Here is a 21,645-nt window from a genome sequence, read left to right as displayed (position 1 = left end):
CGTAAGAGGGTGAATCGTGACTAGCGAATGGGATTGCGATCATGAAAGCTACTCTGCTGAGAAACTCTCTCTCCAAAATTAAATCCTGACAGACTACCAGCATGGACTGGAGATACGTCTCAGGAAAAAATCTAAATGCGCTAGTGTGATATTTCCGAAATTTGATAGGTGGAATTTGATTACACCTATCGTCACAGCAAAATTTAGATCATTTCAATGAGTACCTATCAACTAAACCAGGGTCACTATGACACAGAAACAATGGCTCAAATTAGGGCTAGCAGCCCTGCTGGTTAGTGCAGTTACACCTTCTTTAATCAACCATTTAGCCACTCCCATAACAGCAGAAACTCTTATTGCAGAAACCCTTATTAGTGAGACAATTATCAACTACCCGTCCACGTCAAGAACTGACGAGCGCGACCATAGCGACGAGGACAATCACCATGACCGCGCAGCGCGAGAAGTCACCGTAGAAATTGTCGCCCAGGGCGATGAATGGGCCGATGTGTACATTGATAATCGTCGTTTATTTTCCCCTCGTACCCTGAACCGCAGCAAAAAATTTCAATTCGAAGCGGGAATTTACGACATTCGGGTTCACAGTGCCACCAATTACTTTGATCGCTGGGTCGATGGCTCTCTAGAAATTAGTGATGCTAATGGGGCATCGAGCACAGTCGTTCTTAGATTTTCAGAAACTGGGCGGGTGCGTGTATCTGGGCGGTATCATACCTGGATATCGAACTTAGACTAGCAATCACGACTTTGGTAGCAACCAATCCCTACGGATGGATTACGAAATCACTGCAGACACTGCAGCGAGCTAATTGGTACCGCCAGGTTCAAACTGTTGACGGCAAAAGTGGTGCTACCATCAGCGTCAATGGACATACCTGCTTAAACTTCGCCAGCAATGATTATCTGGGCCTGGCGGGCGATCCAAGATTAGCCAAAGCAGCTGCGAATGCGATCGCAACCTACGGCACCGGTAGCACCGGCTCCCGACTGCTTAGCGGTCAGCGCCCCATCCACCGAGAGTTAGAACAGGCCATCGCAGAACTTAAAGGGACCGATGATGCCATTGTCTTTAGTTCAGGCTATTTAGCAAACTTGGGCACCCTCGCCACCCTGGTGGATCACCGCGATCTGATTGTGGCGGATCAATACAATCACTCCAGCCTACAAATGGGCGCTCGCCTCAGCGGAGCCACCATTGCCATATATGACCACAACAATTTAGAACAGCTACAGCATCATTTGACGCAGATGCGTCCCCAATATCGTCGCTGCATCATCGTCACCGACAGTGTCTTTAGTATGGATGGAGACCTGTGCCCACTGTCAGAAATTTTAGCCATCGCCGACCAGTGGGACACCATGGTCATGGTGGATGAAGCCCACGGCACCGGCGTACTCGGTAAAACCGGTGGTGGTGCCGTAGAACTTCTCGGCTGTCGTCATCGACCCATGGTACAAGTCGGCACCCTTAGCAAAGCCTTGGGCAGCTTAGGCGGCTACGTCACCGGTTCCGCTGAATTGATTGACTTTTTACGCAACCGTGCCGCCACGTGGATTTATACAACAGGTCTCTCCCCTGCCGATGCCGCCGCCGCCAGGACTGCGATCGCAATTCTCTCTCAAGAGCCCGAAAGACTCACCCAGCTAGCACACAACGCCACCTACCTCAGACAGCGCCTAGACCAGCTGTCCCACATTAGTCGCTTACCCTCCGAATCCCCAATTGTTTGCATCCAAGTCAAAGACGCAGCAACAGTACTTCAACTGGGTCAACACCTAAAAAAACAAGGAATTTTTGCCTCCGCAGTGCGCCCCCCCACTGTCCCCACCAGTCGTCTAAGGGCAACGGTAATGGCGACCCATTCGAGGGGAGACATTGATCGATTGGTAGCAGGGATTCAGGATTTTTTTGGTGAGTAGGGCATGGGCAGCGGGAGGTACACGAAGACGCTGTTAAACCAAACGGATTTTTCAGGTCCTTACCCTACTCCCTATTCTCCCAACTCCTCCGGCATCACCCACTTTCTCGGTTCTGTTGCCCGTGCCAAAATCTTCTTACGCAGTGCCTCTTCAGCAATTTCTAACATTTTGTCGAGAGACGTGTTTTCAATAAAATTCGACGCCTGTTGAGTATAAGCCTCATTGGGACAAGCATCGCCTTTAATGCAGCCGTTAACGCAATCGACGGCACAGTTCACGCTAGTGTTCTCAGTAGTCATGGGGTTATGTTAATAACTCTTCTTCTAATACAAAATTCTAGATAAATTTGCCCATGATTTCACAGAACGATTCGTCACTACCGACAGGTGAGAGTCACATCACAATGATGCATCGCTGTCTAGAGCTAGCGGCTCAAGGAGCCGGGCGAACAGCGCCTAACCCGATGGTGGGGGCGATCGTTGTTAAGGATGGACAAATTGTTGGAGAAGGGTTTCACCCCCAAGTAGGACAACCCCATGCAGAGGTTTTTGCCCTACGAGCAGCTGGTGAGGCCGCCCGAGGGGCCACAATCTATGTAAATTTAGAACCCTGCAACCACACAGGACGCACCCCACCCTGCACAGAAGCTGTGTTACAGGCAGGCATTGCTACGGTAGTGATTGGCATGCGGGACCCCAATCCTAAGGCCAGCGGCGGCATAGAGCGTTTACGCGCCGCTGGCGTTGAAGTTATTACCGATGTGGAAACAGTCGCCTGTGAACGCCTCAATGAAGCCTTTATCCATCGCATACGTCACCGTCAACCCTTTAGCATTTTGAAATATGCCATGACCCTTGATGGCAAAATTGCTACGGATACTGGCCATAGTGCCTGGGTCACCAGCCCTGCATCACGACGACATGTACATCAACTGCGAGGTCAGTGCGATGCTGTCATTGTCGGTGGCAATACGGTACGAAAAGATAATCCTCGATTGACTAGCCATGGAGTATGCGATCGCAACCCACTCCGTGTAGTGATGAGTCGCAGCCTAGAGCTACCCACCAATGCTCATCTTTGGCAAACTGACATTGCCCCGACATTAGTATTTACAGAAATCAACCAGAAACAGGCAGAGTCCATATTGCCAACATCTGTAGACGTCGTTTCCCTCAATCCATTAACACCCGAAGCAGTCGCTAATAACTTATTTGAACGGGGGTTATCCACAATTTTGTGGGAATGTGGTGGCACCTTGAGTGCAGTAGCTCTACAGCAGGGCGTTATTCAAAAAGTATGGGCATTTATCGCCCCTAAGCTGATTGGTGGCCGCAACGCTCAAACACCAATCGGCGATATGGGCTTTAGAGAAATGACTGAAGCCTTAGCCCTAAACAACATAGAGCTACAAAAGATAGGTCCAGACTGGCTGATTGAGGGATATCTAAAGGATTAAGTAAAAAATAAGTACCTTAAAACCGCTAGCTATTACCAACCAGTCCTGCGATCCTTAGTCAGCCCAGCCTCTAACTGATGACGACGCATCAATAAGTTGAGCGCTCGGACAAACTCATCACGATTGCGCAACACATCAAACCGCTGAATCACCTGTCCTTGATCTAGAAATAGCAGCGTGGGTAACGTCTGCAGTCGATACAGATTTGCCAGCTTGAGATTTTCATCAGCATTAATATTAAAGACATTTACCTGACCTGACCAGTCTTGCTGAAACCTATTGAGCATGGGAGTCACTCGACGACACAATCCACACCAAGGAGCCCAAAAATGCACTAGAACCGGCACAGGAGAAGCTAGTACAACGCTTTCGAAATTGTCTTCAGAAATTGTCATTGACGCTTAATTATTGTCAGTATTGATAAAAATCTTTTAGTACTTCCAATCTTATTAAGAAAAGTCTAATACCGAAAGGGTATTGCTCTATTATTGTGAACCTTTTCTCACAAAAAAGACAGCCTGCCAATAATAAAAATCCACGTACGCTCAGCAATACCAACTTAAAGACATCAAGCCAAGATTAGAATTGTTACTAATCGTCGAAAGTCTTGTATAGATAGAGATATTGGACCATCAATGGTCACTTTTGTACAGTGTTTTTTTTCATGAAAACTTAAGAAAACATTAAATAATGTATCTGAATGATTCAGAAATTTATGTTTTGTTTGATCAACATAACCTCTGAATTGAGGCGTTCTCTCAAATGATGGCAACTAAATTTTCTTTGGCTGCAAACATTTACCTATAGCTAAAAATACAATTGGGTATAACTGACGATGTCACACCTCGCTTTGCATTTCTTTTTCAATCATATCCAGGGTTTTCACAACTAAGCGTTTGGCCTCTAGCTTCCAACCCCATGATTGAATACCATACGCAACGTAAAATCCTACGCCTGTAGCCATGAAGTCTAGGGGTTGCTGCATGGCAACCCCTAACAGCAGTCCTAAACCGCCAATGCCCCAAAAAGGTAGTGCTACCATCTGTCGGTCGCGTTCAACAATTTTGGCAAACATATTTTGAGGTATATCTGCCAGGATCTGCTCTTTAATCTGCTTTTGCTGAGGATATGGAACCGTCAGCCCAACCTTAGGCCGTAATTTTTCAATTTTTCGCGCTTCTGTACTGTATTGAGTCAGCTCGTCTTCGGCCATGGTGATGAGCTTTTCGATAGAATCCATTAAAAACGCAGAAATAACTGTAGGGTCAGCCTTTAAGGAGTCAGCTAAGACCTGAAAAACTGGCAAAAATGCTTTTAAGTATGCAATATTAACGTTTACTTAAGCATTATTAATTTAAGTCAGTAGTGTAACTCTCTGCAATCGGCTGGACTGCCTCAAAATCTATGGTTTCTGCTATCCCAGCATCGTACAAAAGCTTTTTGCCCCGGTTTTATCGGCTCTCAATCGTTGGGGTGTTTTCCAACATGATGGTGCCTTTAGCAGGTCTTTGTGATACTGCTTTTCTAGGGCATTTATCTGATATTCATTATCTGGCTGGAGTGATTCTAGGCAGTATTTTATTTGATTACCTCTATCGCATTCTTAAATTCTTACGCAACAGTACCAATGCATTAACGGCCCAGGCTGTCGGTGAAGACGATATGACAGGCGTATTGGTCGCGGCCTTGCGATGTGGGTTGGTGGCACTTGCGATCGCAGCCGTCATTTTACTGTTCCAATACCCCATCCATGAACTAGGCTTCACTATCCTGTCCGGAGCCCCTGAAACTGAACAGGCGGGCATCACCTACTTTAATGCCCGCATCTGGGGAGCCCCAGCGGTGCTTCTGAACTTTGTTCTCATTGGCTGGTTTTTAGGACGTGAGAAAAATGGCGTGGTTTTTCTCATATCCCTCATGGCCAACGGCTCTAATGTGCTGCTGGACTATATCATGATCAACCGCTGGGGTTGGGAAAGTACCGGAGCTGGTTTAGCCACTGCCCTGAGTCAGTACCTGGGCTTGTTAGTCGGGTTTATCGCCATTGTGCTGACCATAGACTGGACTTATCTAGGTAAGGCTATGGGGCAAGTGCTCGATCGTCAAGCACTCAGTTCCACCCTGATTCTCAAAGGCAATATCCTGGTCCGTTTTTTAGCCTTAATTTCTGCCTATTCCATCTTTACTAACCTGAGCGCCACCTTTGGTACCGTGTCTTTAGCAGAAAACGGTTTATTGCTGCAAATTGCGCTACTCAGCCAGTTTACGGTTCAGGGAGTGGGGATGACGGCCCAAACCCTGATTGGCAACTTTAAGGGGCAAGGACGTACAGATAACTGTGTACCCGTCCTTAAAACCGCCATTGTAACGAGCCTGGTTATCTCCCTTGGCTTTGCCCTATCGGCAGTGATCTTTCCCAACACGATATTCAGCCTGCTCACCAGCCATACAGAAGTGAGTCAGGCCATGGGCAGCTATGCCGCTTGGCTGGTGCCCCTACTCAGCATCACGTCCGTTGCCTTTATGTTAGAAGGCTACTTTATTGGCTTAAAAGAAGGGGCAGTGTTAAGGGATGGTGCCCTGCTAGGTTTTGGCATCGGTTTCATTCCCTTAGCATCGTTGGCCGTCTACTGGCATAACAGCTATTTGCTATGGACAGCGTTAACAGCCTACATGACTGTCCTCATGCTGTTTTTGGTCTACAAGTTAGTCAAAATGCCATTGGCAGAACCGACAACGATATCATCTTAGAAGTAGGCCACTCCCACCACAGAAAACACTAACAGCCCGCTCCCGGTACACTATAAGCATAAGGAAACCGACCCATGACATGGCAAAACCCTTGGTTGGTTGCAGCCCTTTTCAACCTAGTTCTCATCGGCCTCGCCTTTGCTAGTCCCAAAAAGCTCTTAACTCCCATGGGCTATATCCATGCTTGGGTTTTGGGCGTTATCCTCTGGGGGTGCCTGGGCTGGCAGGCGTATTTTGTCACGTTGGTTTATTTTGCAGCCGGTTCTACAGTCACTAAAGTAGGCTTTGCCCAAAAAGCAGCTGCAGGCATCGCAGAGGATCGGGGCGGCGTGCGAGGCCCCGGCAATGTCTGGGGGTCAGCGTTGACAGCGGCCCTCTGTGCCCTATTGGTATGGTTTACAGGCCTGACATCTGCCACCCTAGCAGGATTAACCACTGGCCAAGTGACCCAGCTGCTGATTCTGGGGTTTGTGGCCAGCCTGAGTACGAAGCTATCGGATACGTCCGCGACAGAAATTGGCAAGGCCTACGGTCAACGGACATTTTTAATTACGACACTACAGCCCGTACCAAGGGGTACAGAAGGCGCTGTCAGCCTGGAAGGAACACTGGCCGGAGTCGTCGGCTCTCTGATTTTGGCAGTCGCAGCCTGGGGTGTGGGCTTGATTCCAGTGGTCGGCGTTGTTATCTGTGCCATTGCAGCCTTTGTTGCCACCACCATCGAAAGTTTGATCGGGGCAACAATCGAAGACAGGCTACCAGGATTGACCCACGACGTGGTGAACATTATTAATACGCTGATTGGGGCTGTAGTTGCGATCGCACTAGGCGCTCTACTGGCTATTAAATAATGGTATGGCATTGACATTGCAGTAAAGTCCTAGGAATATTCTTTTAATCACCCATGGCTCGACATCAATCATGTCCTGGAGCTTAAACATATTGAAACTTCTAAAACCGTTGATGGAACCTTTTTATGGCCTATCCGGTTTCCCTAGTTCTAGGGATGAACGTATGATTAGCCAAAGTTTTATTAGACAATCCCATGCTCTCTGAGGCTGAGCTGCCCAAATCATCAACAAGCCAAAACAACACCCTTGCTCACATTGCCCAACAATTTATTGGCTATGGCACTGTGGGAGATATTCGCCCCCTCGGTAGCGGTAATATCAACGATACATATCTAGTTGATGCAGAACAGCCATTTGTCCTCCAGCGCATCAATACTGAGGTATTTCCCCAGCCTCATCAGGTTATGGATAACCTGTGCCAGTTTGTTAGCCATGCTCATCAGCGCTTAGACAAAGCTCCTCTCAATCGTCGTTGGGAAGTCCCCACTGTTCTTAAAACAGATGACAATCAGCACCACTGGATAGATACCCAGGGTAATATTTGGCGCGGTCTGAGCTTTGTACAAGGCACCACCACATTCAACACCATTCAACACCAGGAACATGCCACTGAGATTGGCTATGGTCTTGGCTGTTTCCACAGTTTGCTCAGCGATCTGCCCTGTGCAAATCTGGCAGATACCCTACCTGGGTTTCACATCACCCCTCACTATCTGAAACAGTACGATGCGATTCTGCCCCAAGCTGCTTCCCTATCTTTTGAAGAACATCACTGCTGCCAACTGATTGATAGCCATCGCCAGCGACTATCGGTCTTGGAAGATGCCAAAGCCACAGGTAGTTTGCCCCTACGCTCGATTCATGGGGATCCAAAGATTAACAATATCCTGATTGACACGACCACCGGACAGGCCACCAGCCTTATTGATCTAGACACTGTCAAACCCGGTCTGGTCCACTATGACATTGGCGATTGCCTACGCTCTAGTTGCAACCCATTAGGGGAAGAAACCCAAAATTGGCAAGCTGTCATCTTTGATGTGGAGCTGGGTGCAGCTGTACTAAAGGGGTATCTTTCCAGCGCTAGTGATTTCTTGAATGCGGTGGAATATGACTACATCTATGACGCTATTTGGCTGATTACGTTTGAGCTAGGATTGCGCTTTTTTAGCGATCACCTGGCAGGGGACATTTATTTTAAGACTCAGCGACCGAACCATAACCTTGAACGAGCGTTAGTTCAATTTCAGTTGGCTGAAAGCATTTGCCATCAGAAACCCTTAATTCAAACCGTAATTAATCAATTAAAAGCCCATTACTGTTCTGAAGTTGGGTATGTAGCTTAGAACTATTTAGTACGTACTGAGTTCTACAGGTAACTCAGTAGCTGTCCCCAGGCCTCTAGGCCCTTGGGCAAAGGAGCTTAGCAACATCGTTGTGGCTCCTCCCTTGGTAGACCTTATTTATCTTGTGTTTGTTCCCTTAGGAGACATCAATGGCTATACCATTTTCGCTAAAACCCTTCGAACCAGTCTCGAATTTAGTGATTTCTGGTCGGGTGGTCCGGGCTCAATCCTCTCTCACGGTCGAATACACCCTGACCGGTGCTGTCGAAGATCTCAAGCTCCCCCCTACCGACAGCAAAACCCCTAGCCGCCGCGATCATCTTTGGGAAAATACCTGCTTCGAGGTCTTTATTGGCATACCGGACTCATCCCGCTATTGGGAAGTTAATGCTTCCCCCAATGGCAATTGGAATGTATATCGCTTTGATGATTATCGTCAAGCTATGGTGGCCGAACCCGCCTGTAGCAAAATTGCTAGCACCTGGCAGCCTCTGACGAAAGGCTACTATTTAACCCTAGAGTTACCTACAGACGACTGGCTTGCTATCGATCAACCCCTAGAGCTGGGGATCAGCACCGTGATCAAAACTGACAGTGTTTCCCACTGGGCTCTAGACCATACAGGCCAAGAACCGGATTTCCACCGTCGAGATAGCTTTAGCCTCGCAGTTTAGGGGGTTTTGAGGTCTTAGGGCTTAGTGTTGAGTCGATTTAAGTACAACACCTGAGTTGGATAGGCAAATTCAATTCCAGCCTTGTCAAATTGTTCTTTAATGGTTAAATTCATCTGTTGTTGTACATCTATATAAACCATGTAGTCGTTAGTTTCTACGAGATAAACAACTTCATAGTTAAGACTGCTATCACCAAAACTAGCAAAATGAGCCCGGTCAAACGTGACCTGAGGGATTCCTTCAATGATGTGACGCAAAATATCGGGAATCAGCTCCAGTTGGGTCTTACTAGTCTCGTAAGTAACCCCTAAGTTAAACGCAATCCGTCGTTGGGCCATGCGCTGAAAATTCTGAATGCGCGAAGCCGTTAGATCGGTATTCGCTAAAATCAGCTGTTCTCCATCCAGGCTTTGCAGTCGAGTTGTTTTAATACCGACCTGTTGTACAGTGCCAGACATGTCGCCAACAACAATAAAATCACCAATCTCAAATGGGCGATCTAACAAAATAGAAAAATAGCTAAACAGGTCCTGCAAAATACCTTGGGAGGCTAAGGCGATGGCCACGCCACCAATACCTAAACCGGTTACAACGGCAGAAATATCAAACCCCAGGTTATCTAAAACAAAAACAATTCCAATCGCCCACAGAAATACACGCACAGCTGGGATTAGAGCATTAAGGCTCTGGCGCATATTGGGCTGGTCGCGATGGATAAATCCATAAATACGCAGGCTATATTCAGCCACTGACCCCACTAGCTGCAGCAACAGTAACGTGGCAAAGATAACGCCCACAACGGTCAGCAGCTCAGCAACAGTGGGATACAATGTCAGATTTTGCAAACTGATGTAGCCAAACCCCAGGTAAAGCAGCCACAGTGTCGGACGCTCTATCAAGCGCACCAGCTGATCATCTAAGGTATTGGCAGTGCGTTTAGCCCAGCGTTTGAGACGACGGAGGATAAGACGCTTAAGCAGATGTGCGATCGCAATACCTACACCAATATTAAGGAGCGAAATACCATAGGCCTCCAGGGTATTACCTAGAAAAGTTTTCTGCAGAATATCAGACAGCATGGGGACCAAGTCATCATCAGATTTAGGTTAACAGGGGTAGAGGTTCCTTGCATGGCTCTAACCTTGTTTACACAGCTCGCGCCGGTAACCAGAACCAAATCCGTAGTTCCTTATTCTCCTATTTTGATTCTCTCTGCAATAATCTCTTGTTGTCTTGACAGTTTTATTGAGACATTAAATAAATATAGCAATTGTCAATCGTGCTAAATACACCCTACGCCCTATTCCCCACCCACCCACTCACGCTAGACTAGAAACCAAATTTTACACTCCCAAAAGGTGAACCATTTGGATTCCATAAAAATACGTCGGGCTCAGCTAAGTGATGCCCAAATCATTGCCAACTTCAACCGAGCCATGGCACAGGAAACTGAGAATAAAGACCTGATTCCTGAAGTGATCTTAGCAGGGGTAAATTCTTTATTGAACAACCCATCCCGGGGCTTTTACATCGTTGCTAAGGTTGACACTCAAGTAGTGGCTTGTTTGATGATTACGACAGAGTGGAGTGACTGGCGAAACAGTCTTTTCTGGTGGATTCAAAGTGTCTTTGTCAGTCCCAACTATCGTCGTCGTGGCATTTATCGCCGCATGTACCAATTCATTAAAGAGCTTGCACATCAGGAGCCAGATGTTTGCGGATTTCGTCTCTATGTTGAACAAGACAATATGCGAGCCAAGGAGACCTATGCAGCATTGGGTATGACCCAAAGCCCTTATCATCTCTTTGAAGAATTAAAGCCAGGTATCAAGTATTTGCAAAGCCCCATATAACCAACAGTCATTGGATATGGCTGTTAAACCTCTACCTGAAAACAGTGCGACTGATGTTTCCAATGATTGAAAACATCAGTCGCACTCAGTTGAAAGGATCACAGACACCTATTTGAATGTTACCGTGTCACATTAATGGACTAATGCAGGAAGTACCAGAGGCCGCAGATGGCCAGGAAGGCCAAAACCAGGTAGATAAATAGATAGCTGATCTTCCGAGGGGCTTCTGCGATCACAACCTTGGCCACCTTGCAGTCACCCACTGTATAGCCTTTACCAGGTTCTAGAGTCACCACAACCGTTTCATCCTTTTCACAAGCAACGGCATCAGCTAGAGGCTTCACTTCAATGCAGACCTCACTCTTACCCTTGGGTATCGTGACACTGCGACTAATTGCCTTATAGTCCTTGCCCTCTGTAGCTGTGCCACTAACACTGTAGGAAACTACAGTATCCTGCATGACGGGCTCTTCCGTGCAAATTAGGAACTTGCCTGTATCAATACAAACTTCACCTTTGTAAGGTTCAGTTGCTTTAGGATCGGGCGATTTAATGCAGACCTCTGGAGCGGGCTCCAAAAGGAGAGAGGTATCAATGCGAAAATGAGATTTTGTAGTGTGCCGCTCAGCAAAGAAAAGGTCAAAGGTATAATCTTTGCCCTTTTCTAGAACAAGAGTTTCACCGGTTGCTAAAGCTTGGTTAAACTGAGTTTCGCCAGCACTAATACCAAGATCAATGGTATCGGTCATGGGTGGATGCACACCACCTAAATCAATCACTAGCTTGCCGTCAATAAAGATCCACAGATCATCGTCGCCGACAAATGTAAATTTCTCAGTGCCCTTATAGGTAAACTTAGCGTGAATTTCGTAGGTAAAGTGATAGTTATGGGCACGTCCCTCATTGCCAAATAGCTCATTGTCAATGGGGAAAAATTCCGAATTCTCATAGGTAAAGACACCGTCATTGTCGGCATCTTCCAAAAGAATATCTAACTGCTTACTCTTGTTAACATCTACAACGTCACGGAACCACTGGTCAAAGTTCTCCTTACCTGTGGTGGTTTTACCTTTCCCTCCCTTATAAATAGGTTTTTTATCAACGCCAAGTTTAGATTCAACAATATTTTTCTCGGCAGCAATCACATGTTGAAAATCATTATGACTGTCTTTAAAATCGCGAACTTTTCCAGACAATGTAATTTTTTGTGTCATGGGAGCTTCCTTGTTCTGAAATAGAGGCTCTTTTTTATACAATCACCATCCTAAACTTTCCAGAACCCACCTAAAAATTCCTCTGAAACTCCGTCACATCAAGGCCAACCAAATCATGAATCAACGTAACAGTATCAGCAAAGCTCTATAGAGCCTTACAGAACATCATTAACCATGCCGATATCACACCTATCCGCCATCTCTGCATCAACGGAGATTTGACGTAAAAATACCTAAAACCTAAAAACTATAGGCAGCTTCCACAACCTCTGCAGAAAATATGGTTTGGAGTAAATCAAAGTGAGGTAAACATAGGGCAAACTCATCGGAGGTGAGCAGCTGACCATATTCTCGTTGTAATAGCTTTAGCATATAGCGCACTAGCTCCCATCTCACATTGAATGTGGGATATAGCATCACACACAACGGAAACAGTTCTTGCTGAACAACACTGGTATTTTTCTCTAGTAAACAGACCCAAAGATAAATTTGAAACATTTCTGTATCTCGGGTACTAGAGGCCCTAACAGTTGTTGAACCCAAAGAGCCACTATAGCACTGGTGCCTTGGGAAAACCTCTAGAACTTGAGTTACCACATGCTGGGCAATGGTACTACTCTGAGGTAGAAGCGTTCGCACAACCTTTAGTTCCGACGAATTATAGCCGTAATACGATGCAGCATCATAGGCTCTTTGCAGCGGCATATAGAGGTGATCATCAATTGCTTTGAAATAAAGCTGTAATATTCCCCGCTGCGATGGTTCAACTGATTCTAGCAATAGCTGCCCAGTGTAATGGAACTGCATACTGACAAAGCCAATGACCCTAGGATCTACAGCCGTAAATTTTGCTCGAATAATGCCTAAATCTGGGGCAATATTGACGGCAAATCGCTCAGGGTAAACAAATGAGGCGTAGCTTTCAAACGCTCTGTCAAAGATCTGAAACACATCACCAGCAATCGCCCATGGGTCAATAATATCGGGGTCTAACTGATGTTGTACTACCTGTTGTGAGAGAAGTTGCTCGGTTTTGTTCCATGCCCTCGCACTAATGGAGCGCAAATCTTGATGCAGCATCTTTGCAACTGCAGCCCGCAATTCACGTTCATCAGAAAAGACGGGTCGTGATGCTCCTTCCTTGACCATGCGCATGTAGCGAACAGCCCAAGCTTTAGAGAATGAAGACGGCGAGTCTAATTGATTAACTTTAGATAAGTCAATTTCTTGTGAAACAGATGACCCTATAGAAGATTCGGCAAACATTGTCTTCAAACGAGACTCTCGGAATAACGTTGACACACTTATAAAACAATTTGCCAACAAGATCCATCACCGGCAAACCATTAGTCCCCACAGCTAAGCGAGTGATCCCATAGCTCCTACCTATCAACACAACAATCATCAACGCGGTTCACATATCACTGCGCAAGTCAAGTAAGTCAGTTGGAACGACAAGCTGAACTCAGTACAAACTTCAGAACTTGTTACTGATTATCTAGCTATGGCCTTAAGATCAACTTAATATATTTACATTTCTTAAACTTAAGAGGTCCAACAACGTCCTAAAGTCTGACCACCTGAGATAAGGCTATGCATTGTTTGGATTTTTGTCAATCCATCAGGTCTCTAACGCTACGTAGGGTATATCGAACAGAATGAAATCAATGTCGTTCTATGGGCCAAAGCATCAATGTCGTTATGCAATTTTTATGTGAGTAAGAAATTAGGGTTCAGGGAATTCTCATATGCGCTAATCAGAATGGAGGCGATCTATCTCTAGTTACAAAAAGCCTCTGCTTGCCATGTCCCCCCAATCCAACCAACAACAAACTCGTCGCGGCCTACTGAAATATTTAGGGCTACTGGCAGGTGCAGCCACCTTACCCCCTGTTCTCAATTCATGTAGTGCAGAATCAGCCTCCACGTCAGAACAATCTCGCTTCCCCCCAGAGCTATCTTCAAGCTTAGCTACCCCCCTGGCAGCAACTGGCCTTAATCCCCACCGAGTGGCTCTTGTTAAAACGACGGATCGAGCAGCTGGTGTAAGGCAGGCCATAGCGTTGTTGCAGCCCCCTAGCTTTAAGCAAAAGCGCGTATTTATTAAACCTAATTACAACACAGGCGATCCAGCCCCAGCTGCCACAGATCCAGTTGTATTGGAAACTTTGGTGCAAGAAATTCAGGCAGCTGGAGCAAGCGCTATTACCGTTGGTGACCGGTCTGGCATGGCAAACACTCGCAACGCTATGGCCCAAATGCAGGTTTTCAATCTCAGTCAGCGCTATGGGTTCAACACCCTTGTGTTTGATGAGTTGAGCCGAGACGACTGGCAATATTTTGCAGCGACTGGCACAAACTGGTCCCAGGGATTTGCGATCGCCCGGCCTGTTCTTAATGCCGATGCCATTGTCAATGTCTGCTGTCTTAAAACCCATCGGTTTGGTGGCCACTTTACATTGTCCCTGAAAAATACCATCGGCATGGTGGCTCGCTATGTGCCGGGTGATGACCATGACTATATGCGTGAATTACATCGCTCTAGCAGCCAACGGTTAATGATCGCCGAAGTCAATAAAACCCATCGCCCCTCGCTCATCATGATTGATGGTGTAGATGCCTTTGTCGGCGGCGGTCCTGAACAGGGACGGCGGGTACAGGCAGGGCTCATGCTAGCCAGCACAGATCGCATTGCCATTGATGCGGTTGGCATTGCCATGCTACGCAAGCTAGGCACAACTCGCGAAGTATCCAGTGGGTCAATTTGGGATCAGGCTCAGATTAGGCGAGCAGCTGATTTAGGCTTAGGAGCCGTTAGCTCCGAGCAAATAGAACTGGTGACCGCTGATCAAGGGAGTGCCCAACTCGCTGATGAAATTCGTCAGTTTTTGGTTTGAAGCGCCTATTACGAAAAAGTTGACCATTGGATTAGATACCTATGCAGGTGAACTTTACTTGGCGATAGCTATTCTGATACTTTCAAGAAAGACCGATCGGTCTTTTTAGGATTTTCTCAGGCTCTAAACTTGTTTACCTGTTGCGACTGTGTCTAAAGCCCAGACTACAAAGGCCCATATTATCCAACAAGCGGCTGTTGTTTTTAACCAGCAGGGCTATGCGGGAACATCAATGGCTGACATCATGCAGACGACGGGATTAAAAAAAGGAGGCATATATAACCATTTCAGCAGCAAAGATGAATTAGCCTTGGCGGCTTTTGACTTTACCGTTGGCTTGGTGGCACAGCAATACAAAATTGCTCTGCAAGGGAAGCGCCACTCTATTGAACGTCTTAAGGTCATTATTGAAACCTTTTGCAGCATGGTGGATAAACCCGCTTTCAAAGGGGGATGTCCGTTAATGAATACGGCAATTGAGAGCGATGACACCCATCCAACTTTGCGCGATCGCACCTGCCAAGCCATGGATAACTGGCGGCAAATGATTCGCAAAATTATCAGTCTCGGCATCAAACATGGTGAAATTAAATCTTCACTCAATGCAGATGCCACCACTACCATTGTAATTTCCACCTTGGAAGGTGCTTTAATGATGAGCCATCTCTATGGTGATCACGTCCACCTATCCTGGGCTAAACAGCATTTATTTCAATACATTGCAACCCTTCAGCAAACAGATGACTCCACCCCCCTAGGTCTTTTGGAGTAGGGAGCCACCCAACCTAGCCTCAGGTTATTTTTTTCACCATTGCTTTTTCCTCAAAAAAGACCGATCGGTCTTTTTTTTAAATTTTATTTCTATTAAGGATTAAGGAGGACTCGATGCTGACGTTTTACTATCACCCCCTATCGCCTATCTCCCGACGTGTTTGGCTAGCGTTATTGGAAAAAGAGATTCCCTTTCAACCCGTCATCGTGGATCTGAGTAAACGTGAACAGTTTCAGACTGATTTCCTCACCCTCAACCCCTTTCACCATATCCCTGTGATTGTTGAAAATGGCTTTCGCGTGATTGAATCCATCGCAATTCTAGACTATCTAGAGGATCAGCATCCCCATATTCCATTGGTACCGGCATGTCATAGGGAACGGACAACCATGAGAATGATTCAAATGGTAACCGTCAATGAATTGGTCTCAAAACTCTCTAAAGTAATTAACCAAGACCATGTTCCATTGACAGCAGATGTCAAACAACAACTCAATGCTGCTTTAACATTTCTGAATAGTCACGTGGGCAAAGGGGGGTATTTTGGCGACACTCATTTAAACTTAGCTGACATTGTAGTGGGTGCAACGGTGCCATTATTCTGCAGACTGGGCATAGGGCTAACAGATTATCCTGCCCTCAATCAATGGAACAATCACATCACCGCTCGCCTGGCCTGGCAGGCAACAAATCCCAGTGATGTCGACTTCGAGGCTTGGAAACAACTACTACAGCGATGGATTCGCATAGCCATGAAGCGGCAAAAGCGACAGCATCAGAACAATTAACTCAACGGCTTTAATTAATTGACAAAAACCATGATCGTTATCCACTCTTACAAACCCACATGGCCCCAAGAATTTGCAGTGATTCAAGCCGCTTTGACAAAAATTTTAGGAGCACAGGCTCTCTGTATTGACCACATTGGTTCAACTTCAGTACCTGGCTTGGGAGCAAAAGACGTTATTGACATTCAGCTCACCGTACAGGCCCTTACACCCAACATTCCAGAAAAGCTAACGGAGGCAGGCTATTACCATCGGGAGCATATTACCTGTGATCACGTTCCCCTGGGTGCAGATGCCACTCCTCACCTATGGAAAAAACAATTCTTCCATCAACCGGATGGGCAACGGCGTGCAAACATCCACGTGAGAGTTGAGGGCAATCCTAATCAACAATATCCTTTGTTATTTCGCGATTACCTTCGTAGTCACCCAAATTCAGCCAAATCTGTAGAGCTGATTAAACGAGAAATTGCCAAGCGTCATGGCGATGATATTGATGCATACTATGACATTAAAGATCCGGTTTACGATTTGATTTGGGAAGCTGCCCTGGCCTGGTCAAAGGGGTTAAGTAAGGTTGAGTAGTCAACAACTTGTCAAAATTGTGCACTATTTGTTGCGATCGCATCCAGCTTGACACAATTCTCTATAGAGCAATACGCAACTCCGCTGAATAAATTCAGCACATTGTCGATATGCCTGCAATGTCTCACCATGGGGCACCGGAATATCTTGGGCTGGATGACCAATGTATTCCTGTATTGTGTATACCTTATCAGCAATAGCTGGCACCATACTGATGAGAAGAAACTTCTGGGGCCGGGTCATGGTAAAAATCAAATCAGCCCAGGCCAAATTTTCAGACGAAATCTTCTGGGAACAATGTTCAACAGAAAATCCATACTCTGCAAGCGTTTGCTGCATCTTATTAATCATCGGTCGCCCCTCCGATGCATAAATACCAGCTGAACGAACTTCGATACTACCATTTTCCAACATAGAACAAAGGAAGGTAGCCGCCGTCGGACTGCGACAAATGTTTCCATCGCAGACAAATAAAATCTTCATCCTGATTGTGAGTCTTATTTCCTGAATTTAGTAGTTTTGGTAAGTATGTTTAAAAACAATTTTTCAGCATCGAAATCAACCCAACCTTTGCATCAAAGAGATCGCCATAGTTACTGTATCAAACAAGTATAAACAGCAACCATTTAGATGTTTATCTCTTACAAAATGACGCCACTTAACTATCATTAAAGACGAACGAAAAGGTTAAAAACAAGTTAAGAAACCAGAGTTTTTTTCGAGGTTTATCATTAATGCAGCATATAATTAACCCCCATAACAATAACTTTATTACTTGACGAATATATCGACTAATCATGAGAGATTTATTGCTTAATTTATCAAGTTGTGTCGTGAAACCAGGGAAACGATTTTGCCCACTGTTTACGGCCCTCAGCGCTCTAACACTGTTTACTAGTTGCAGCAACGACACAAGCCAGAATGTTTCATTAGTCAGTTCAGATAACGTAATTCGTTCAGCCTATGGAACTTTAGAAGAGCTGTTTCAAACAGAGGTAATTAATATTGGCTTAGAATCATTAGGCTATAAACCAATCGCTGGTTCTGAGTTGGAATATGACGTTATTCACCAGGCTATTTCCCGTGACTACTTAGATTACACAGCCGTTCATTGGAATCCCCTCCATCGGAATTTCTTTGAAGAAAATGGAGGCCATGAAAAACTAAAACGAGTCAACCCATTAATCGATAATGCTTTACAGGGCTATCTAATTGACAAAGAAACATCGACCCAAAAAGGTATTGGTAGCTTGGAAGATCTGAGAGATCCAGAACTTGCTAAGCTATTTGATACCGATGGGAATGGTAAAGCCAACTTAATCGGTTGCCCACCAGGATGGGGATGCCGAGACGTGATCGAATCTCATCTCAACGATTACAATCTGCGAGATACTGTAGAGCACGATAATGAGAATTACTTTGCCTTGATGGAGACAACTATCAAGCGCTACAATGAAGGTAAACCAGTACTTTACTACACCTGGACTCCGCTATGGGTAAGTGGTGTGCTGGTACCCGATGAGGATGTTGTCTGGTTAGACGTTCCCGTTGTCGGTATTCAAGAAAACGCCTCTGTGATTGATGGTAAAAATCTTGGCTTTGAAGTTAATCAGATTGAAATTTTAGCCAATCGACAGTTTTTACGAGCACATCCAGACATCGCTCGATGGTTTGAACTCGTTAATATTCCCATCACAGACGTCAGCCTGCAAAATCAGCGTATGCGTGATGGAGAAAACACTCCCGCAGACATTCGTCGTCATGCAGAAGACTGGATCCGCGACAACCAAGGCACCTTTGACGATTGGATTGAAGATGCCAAACAGGCTGCCAAGTGATAAATGCAAACTAGAGAAAATCAGCTAGGTTTTCAATTTTGAGTTCTCGGCTTTAGTTGATTTCAAACTCAGAAATGAGGGTTGAATTAGAGCCTATTTTTGCGCAAAAGCGTTCTATAGCATGCTTCTTCAGAGATAATTGTCAGCACGATTGTTGGATTTATAAAATCCTTACCCCCTCCTATAAGCCTTTTAGCTTGGCAAACAGCCAGTCTTCTCATCTGTCAGTAGCCAAGTCTTTACCAAGCCATCATACCCACCACTTGCCAATATAGTGCCCTCTTGGTTAAAGGCAAGACTATACACAAATCCAGAATGGCCCCGCAAAGTGCAGCGTTCTACCGCCTGTTTCCAGTCCCATACCTTAACAGTTTCATCAAAGCTACTGCTAGCCAGCACCCCTCCATCGTCGCTAAATACAACATTAGCGACAACAAAATTATGTCCGCTTAAGGTTTGTTCAGCCACGCCGGTTGCTAAATTCCAAATTTGCACATTGGTATCATAGCTACTGCTAGCAATATATTGACCATCGGGACTAACGGCAACACCTGTTATTCTATCCGTTCCCGATTTGTAAGTTCGCACTGATTCTGAGGTCACAACATCCCACAGAGTCACCACTCCATCTTGATCGCCACTCACTAATTCCTGAAAACTGGCAGAAGAGAATGCCAAACTGTTCACCTGTGCTCCAGAATCCACCAAGGTTGTAAATTCACGTCTCAGGTCAAGATCCCAAACTCGAATGGTGCCGTTACTGCCTCCGCTAGCGATAAGAGTGCCATCAGCGTTCACTGCTAGACTCACTATTCGACCAGAGCGACCCGTAAATATATGTTCTTCTAATCCTGTTTCAACGTTCCATACAACGATGTTGCCGTCACCTCCACCTGATATCAAATATTTTCCGTCAGGGGTAAACGCGACACTATTCACCCGCCCTGCATGGTTGAGAGTACGCTGTACTTTACCTGTATCTAGATCCCAAAGCTTAACCGTTTGGTCATAACTCCCGCTAGCGACAAGGGCTGCCTCTGGCTGCATGGCAACACTGAGTACCGTGGCGGTATGCTGTGCCAGAGAATGCTGTGTTGGCGTTGGTGCCGCTGCTATTGACCCATCCGCAGATTGTGTCGTCGTTTGAGAATAGTTTGAGTGCTGATTTAGACTCCCCCAAATTAATCCAAACACTGTTCCAATCACGCCAAGCGCCACTAAAACAATAATAGAAGGGGCTAGAAGCTGATTTCTTTGAAGCATTTTTAGTTTATTTCACTCCAATAACAACAAAAACAAACAACTTCTGCTAAAACAGCATAAAAGCCCAGACTATACGGTTTAAACCACAGTATTTTTCAGCCAAATTGCTTAATATTTATCGTTCTTTGGATTCCGCAAGGTCATCGATAGTCATCTCTTCGTACTTTTCAAAGGGTTGGTGAATCCATGGATTGGTTTCTAAATAATCAACATAATAGTCAGGCTTAATCACTGAACAGGCTTTGTACCAAAGTACGGCAGTCTTAATATCGTCAATATAGAACCCATATCGATGCTGCAACCAGCGAATGCTACGCTGCAAGCTTTGGCCTGAATCCACCAGATCATCCACTAAAAGAACATGGGTGCCAAGATTGGTGGTGGTCATACTCAAATCCCTAGAAAATGTGATTGACCCACGGGTCCGGTTGCCTTCACCGCCATAGGACGATGTGGAGAGAATAGCCAACGGTTGACCATAAATACGACAAAGAACGTCTCCAATCCGCAGACCGCCCTTAGCCAGACAGACAATCTGATTAAATTGCCATCCTGACTGATGAATAGCGACTGCTAAATTTTCAACGGCTTGGTAGTAGTCTGACCAAGACACATGAAGATCAGTATCGGTAGAAGGCCTAGTAGCTGCAAGATCTGAAGTTACGGACATGGATAACTCGGAGGAAAGGGGGGACACAAATAGGGCAATAATATAGCGTTGTTACATGGCCTGAAAGCAGCGTCTTTTCTTAAAAACGTTGCCCCACCAGGCAATGGCAGCGTACAAAGATTCTAGTGTGACGCTTGGTGTGACGATACAGTCAGGTTTGAGCCTCATTCTACAGATGATTTAATAATTTCTAGCAACCTCTCCACACTATGGAAACTTCAGGCAAACCATCGCATCCTCCAAAACTGACTTGGTCTACAAAACTGGCCTACGGTGCCGGGGATATGGGAGCGGGTCTAACCTCTAATTTATTAGCGTTTTCGTTTCTGATTTTCTTAACCAATGTTGCTGGATTAGACCCGCTCAAAGCAGGCACCGTGTTGCTGATTGGCAAAATTTGGGATGCTGTCAATGATCCAGTTGTCGGGATCTTGAGCGATCGCACCCGCACCCGTTGGGGACGACGCTATCCATGGATAGTGCTAACGGGCATTCCATTTGGAGCTACGTTTTTCCTAAATTGGATTGTTCCAGGGAGTACCAATCAAAACGGACTGTTTTGGTACTACGTTTTTGTTTCTGTGGTATTTCAGATATTTTTTACGACGACAAACTTGCCTTACTCGACTCTGACCGCCGAAATGACTCAGGATTATGACGAGCGGACAGAGCTTACATCCTTTCGACTGTCATTCTCCTTAGCAGGGGCGGTGCTAATTTTGGCGTTAGGCCTAGTGGTGGGTCAA

23 protein-coding genes are annotated in these 21,645 nt (G+C 45.8%); 14 read left to right on the top strand and 9 right to left on the bottom strand.

Annotated elements, in window-relative coordinates; genetic code table 11:
- Nucleotides 1-247: 247 nt before the first annotated feature.
- Both DXZ20_RS15180 and bioF read left to right on the top strand, forming a co-directional pair.
- Nucleotides 248-757, top strand: a complete 510-nt coding sequence (locus tag DXZ20_RS15180; protein ID WP_163699029.1) for a hypothetical protein — start codon at nt 248-250, stop codon at nt 755-757.
- Between the two features lie 11 nt (nt 758-768).
- The gene (gene bioF, locus DXZ20_RS15175) at nt 769-1,941 is read left to right on the top strand and encodes an 8-amino-7-oxononanoate synthase (protein WP_163699027.1); all 1,173 of its coding nucleotides are present in this window, start codon (nt 769-771) and stop codon (nt 1,939-1,941) included.
- A 71-nt stretch (nt 1,942-2,012) separates the two neighbouring features.
- Here bioF and DXZ20_RS15170 read toward each other — a convergent pair whose 3' ends face one another.
- On the bottom strand, nt 2,013-2,240 hold the full coding sequence (locus tag DXZ20_RS15170; protein WP_163699025.1) for a hypothetical protein: 228 nt from the start codon (nt 2,238-2,240) through the stop codon (nt 2,013-2,015).
- 53 nt (nt 2,241-2,293) lie between these two features.
- Between DXZ20_RS15170 and ribD the strand changes: the two genes are divergently transcribed.
- Nucleotides 2,294-3,397 (top strand): bifunctional diaminohydroxyphosphoribosylaminopyrimidine deaminase/5-amino-6-(5-phosphoribosylamino)uracil reductase RibD, encoded by a 1,104-nt coding sequence (gene ribD, locus DXZ20_RS15165; protein ID WP_163699023.1) that lies wholly within the window; start codon nt 2,294-2,296, stop codon nt 3,395-3,397.
- A 32-nt stretch (nt 3,398-3,429) separates the two neighbouring features.
- Here ribD and DXZ20_RS15160 read toward each other — a convergent pair whose 3' ends face one another.
- Nucleotides 3,430-3,792 (bottom strand): thioredoxin family protein, encoded by a 363-nt coding sequence (locus DXZ20_RS15160; protein WP_163667472.1) that lies wholly within the window; start codon nt 3,790-3,792, stop codon nt 3,430-3,432.
- 443 nt (nt 3,793-4,235) lie between these two features.
- Complete coding sequence (locus tag DXZ20_RS15155; RefSeq protein WP_163667470.1) at nt 4,236-4,637, bottom strand: hypothetical protein; 402 nt, start codon at nt 4,635-4,637, stop codon at nt 4,236-4,238.
- A gap of 164 nt (nt 4,638-4,801) precedes the next feature.
- Here DXZ20_RS15155 and gntT point away from each other — a divergent pair, with 164 nt between their 5' ends.
- The 4 genes from gntT to DXZ20_RS15135 all read left to right on the top strand — a co-directional run bounded on the left by gntT (nt 4,802) and on the right by DXZ20_RS15135 (nt 9,019).
- On the top strand, nt 4,802-6,148 hold the full coding sequence (gntT, locus tag DXZ20_RS15150; RefSeq protein ID WP_163699021.1) for a guanitoxin biosynthesis MATE family efflux transporter GntT: 1,347 nt from the start codon (nt 4,802-4,804) through the stop codon (nt 6,146-6,148).
- 74 nt (nt 6,149-6,222) lie between these two features.
- Nucleotides 6,223-6,999 carry a TIGR00297 family protein gene (locus DXZ20_RS15145; protein ID WP_163699019.1) on the top strand — a complete coding sequence of 259 codons (777 nt, stop codon included), beginning with the start codon at nt 6,223-6,225 and terminating at the stop codon, nt 6,997-6,999.
- Nucleotides 7,000-7,193: 194 nt separating this feature from the next.
- Nucleotides 7,194-8,345, top strand: coding sequence for a phosphotransferase enzyme family protein (locus DXZ20_RS15140; protein WP_163667462.1), 1,152 nt, complete (start codon nt 7,194-7,196; stop codon nt 8,343-8,345).
- A gap of 149 nt (nt 8,346-8,494) precedes the next feature.
- Nucleotides 8,495-9,019 (top strand): DOMON-like domain-containing protein, encoded by a 525-nt coding sequence (locus tag DXZ20_RS15135; protein WP_163667459.1) that lies wholly within the window; start codon nt 8,495-8,497, stop codon nt 9,017-9,019.
- A gap of 14 nt (nt 9,020-9,033) precedes the next feature.
- Here the strand turns inward: DXZ20_RS15135 and DXZ20_RS15130 are convergent, their stop codons facing one another.
- Nucleotides 9,034-10,098: a mechanosensitive ion channel family protein gene (locus DXZ20_RS15130; protein WP_163667456.1), complete on the bottom strand. Its 1,065-nt coding sequence runs from the start codon at nt 10,096-10,098 to the stop codon at nt 9,034-9,036.
- A 288-nt stretch (nt 10,099-10,386) separates the two neighbouring features.
- Here DXZ20_RS15130 and DXZ20_RS15125 point away from each other — a divergent pair, with 288 nt between their 5' ends.
- Nucleotides 10,387-10,872 carry a GNAT family N-acetyltransferase gene (locus DXZ20_RS15125; protein WP_163699017.1) on the top strand — a complete coding sequence of 162 codons (486 nt, stop codon included), beginning with the start codon at nt 10,387-10,389 and terminating at the stop codon, nt 10,870-10,872.
- Between the two features lie 140 nt (nt 10,873-11,012).
- Here the strand turns inward: DXZ20_RS15125 and DXZ20_RS15120 are convergent, their stop codons facing one another.
- Together DXZ20_RS15120 and DXZ20_RS15115 are read right to left on the bottom strand one after the other, a co-directional pair.
- A complete protein-coding gene (locus tag DXZ20_RS15120) occupies nt 11,013-12,086 on the bottom strand; it encodes a fibro-slime domain-containing protein (RefSeq protein WP_163667450.1) in 1,074 nt (357 codons plus the stop codon).
- 240 nt (nt 12,087-12,326) lie between these two features.
- Nucleotides 12,327-13,352, bottom strand: a complete 1,026-nt coding sequence (locus DXZ20_RS15115) for a hypothetical protein (RefSeq protein ID WP_163667447.1) — start codon at nt 13,350-13,352, stop codon at nt 12,327-12,329.
- 539 nt (nt 13,353-13,891) lie between these two features.
- Here DXZ20_RS15115 and DXZ20_RS15110 point away from each other — a divergent pair.
- The 4 genes from DXZ20_RS15110 (at nt 13,892) to DXZ20_RS15095 (ending at nt 17,128) form a co-directional block, all read left to right on the top strand.
- Nucleotides 13,892-14,983, top strand: a complete 1,092-nt coding sequence (locus DXZ20_RS15110; RefSeq protein ID WP_163699015.1) for a DUF362 domain-containing protein — start codon at nt 13,892-13,894, stop codon at nt 14,981-14,983.
- A 148-nt stretch (nt 14,984-15,131) separates the two neighbouring features.
- On the top strand, nt 15,132-15,755 hold the full coding sequence (locus DXZ20_RS15105) for a TetR family transcriptional regulator C-terminal domain-containing protein (protein WP_163667443.1): 624 nt from the start codon (nt 15,132-15,134) through the stop codon (nt 15,753-15,755).
- Nucleotides 15,756-15,868: 113 nt separating this feature from the next.
- The gene (locus DXZ20_RS15100) at nt 15,869-16,543 is read left to right on the top strand and encodes a glutathione S-transferase family protein (protein WP_163699013.1); all 675 of its coding nucleotides are present in this window, start codon (nt 15,869-15,871) and stop codon (nt 16,541-16,543) included.
- A gap of 30 nt (nt 16,544-16,573) precedes the next feature.
- Nucleotides 16,574-17,128, top strand: a complete 555-nt coding sequence (locus DXZ20_RS15095; protein WP_163699011.1) for a GrpB family protein — start codon at nt 16,574-16,576, stop codon at nt 17,126-17,128.
- A 24-nt stretch (nt 17,129-17,152) separates the two neighbouring features.
- Here the strand turns inward: DXZ20_RS15095 and DXZ20_RS15090 are convergent, their stop codons facing one another.
- Entirely contained in the window at nt 17,153-17,611 is a 459-nt protein-coding gene (locus DXZ20_RS15090) for an arsenate reductase/protein-tyrosine-phosphatase family protein (protein ID WP_163699010.1), read from the bottom strand.
- A gap of 350 nt (nt 17,612-17,961) precedes the next feature.
- Here DXZ20_RS15090 and proX point away from each other — a divergent pair, with 350 nt between their 5' ends.
- A complete protein-coding gene (gene proX, locus DXZ20_RS15085; RefSeq protein WP_348918188.1) occupies nt 17,962-18,966 on the top strand; it encodes a glycine betaine/L-proline ABC transporter substrate-binding protein ProX in 1,005 nt (334 codons plus the stop codon).
- Between the two features lie 192 nt (nt 18,967-19,158).
- Here the strand turns inward: proX and DXZ20_RS15080 are convergent, their stop codons facing one another.
- Both DXZ20_RS15080 and DXZ20_RS15075 read right to left on the bottom strand, forming a co-directional pair.
- Nucleotides 19,159-20,229 (bottom strand): WD40 repeat domain-containing protein, encoded by a 1,071-nt coding sequence (locus DXZ20_RS15080; RefSeq protein WP_163667429.1) that lies wholly within the window; start codon nt 20,227-20,229, stop codon nt 19,159-19,161.
- Between the two features lie 115 nt (nt 20,230-20,344).
- Complete coding sequence (locus DXZ20_RS15075; RefSeq protein WP_163699008.1) at nt 20,345-20,899, bottom strand: phosphoribosyltransferase; 555 nt, start codon at nt 20,897-20,899, stop codon at nt 20,345-20,347.
- 209 nt (nt 20,900-21,108) lie between these two features.
- Here DXZ20_RS15075 and DXZ20_RS15070 point away from each other — a divergent pair.
- The coding region (locus tag DXZ20_RS15070) for an MFS transporter (RefSeq protein ID WP_250565765.1) at nt 21,109-21,645 on the top strand (537 nt) is incomplete at its 3' end.

The sequence above is a fragment of the Adonisia turfae CCMR0081 genome (assembly GCF_011009555.1).
GTDB lineage: Bacteria > Cyanobacteriota > Cyanobacteriia > Phormidesmidales > Phormidesmidaceae > Leptothoe > Leptothoe turfae.
Note: the sequence above shows the minus strand (reverse complement) of the source record. Positions and strands in the feature narration are given on the sequence as shown.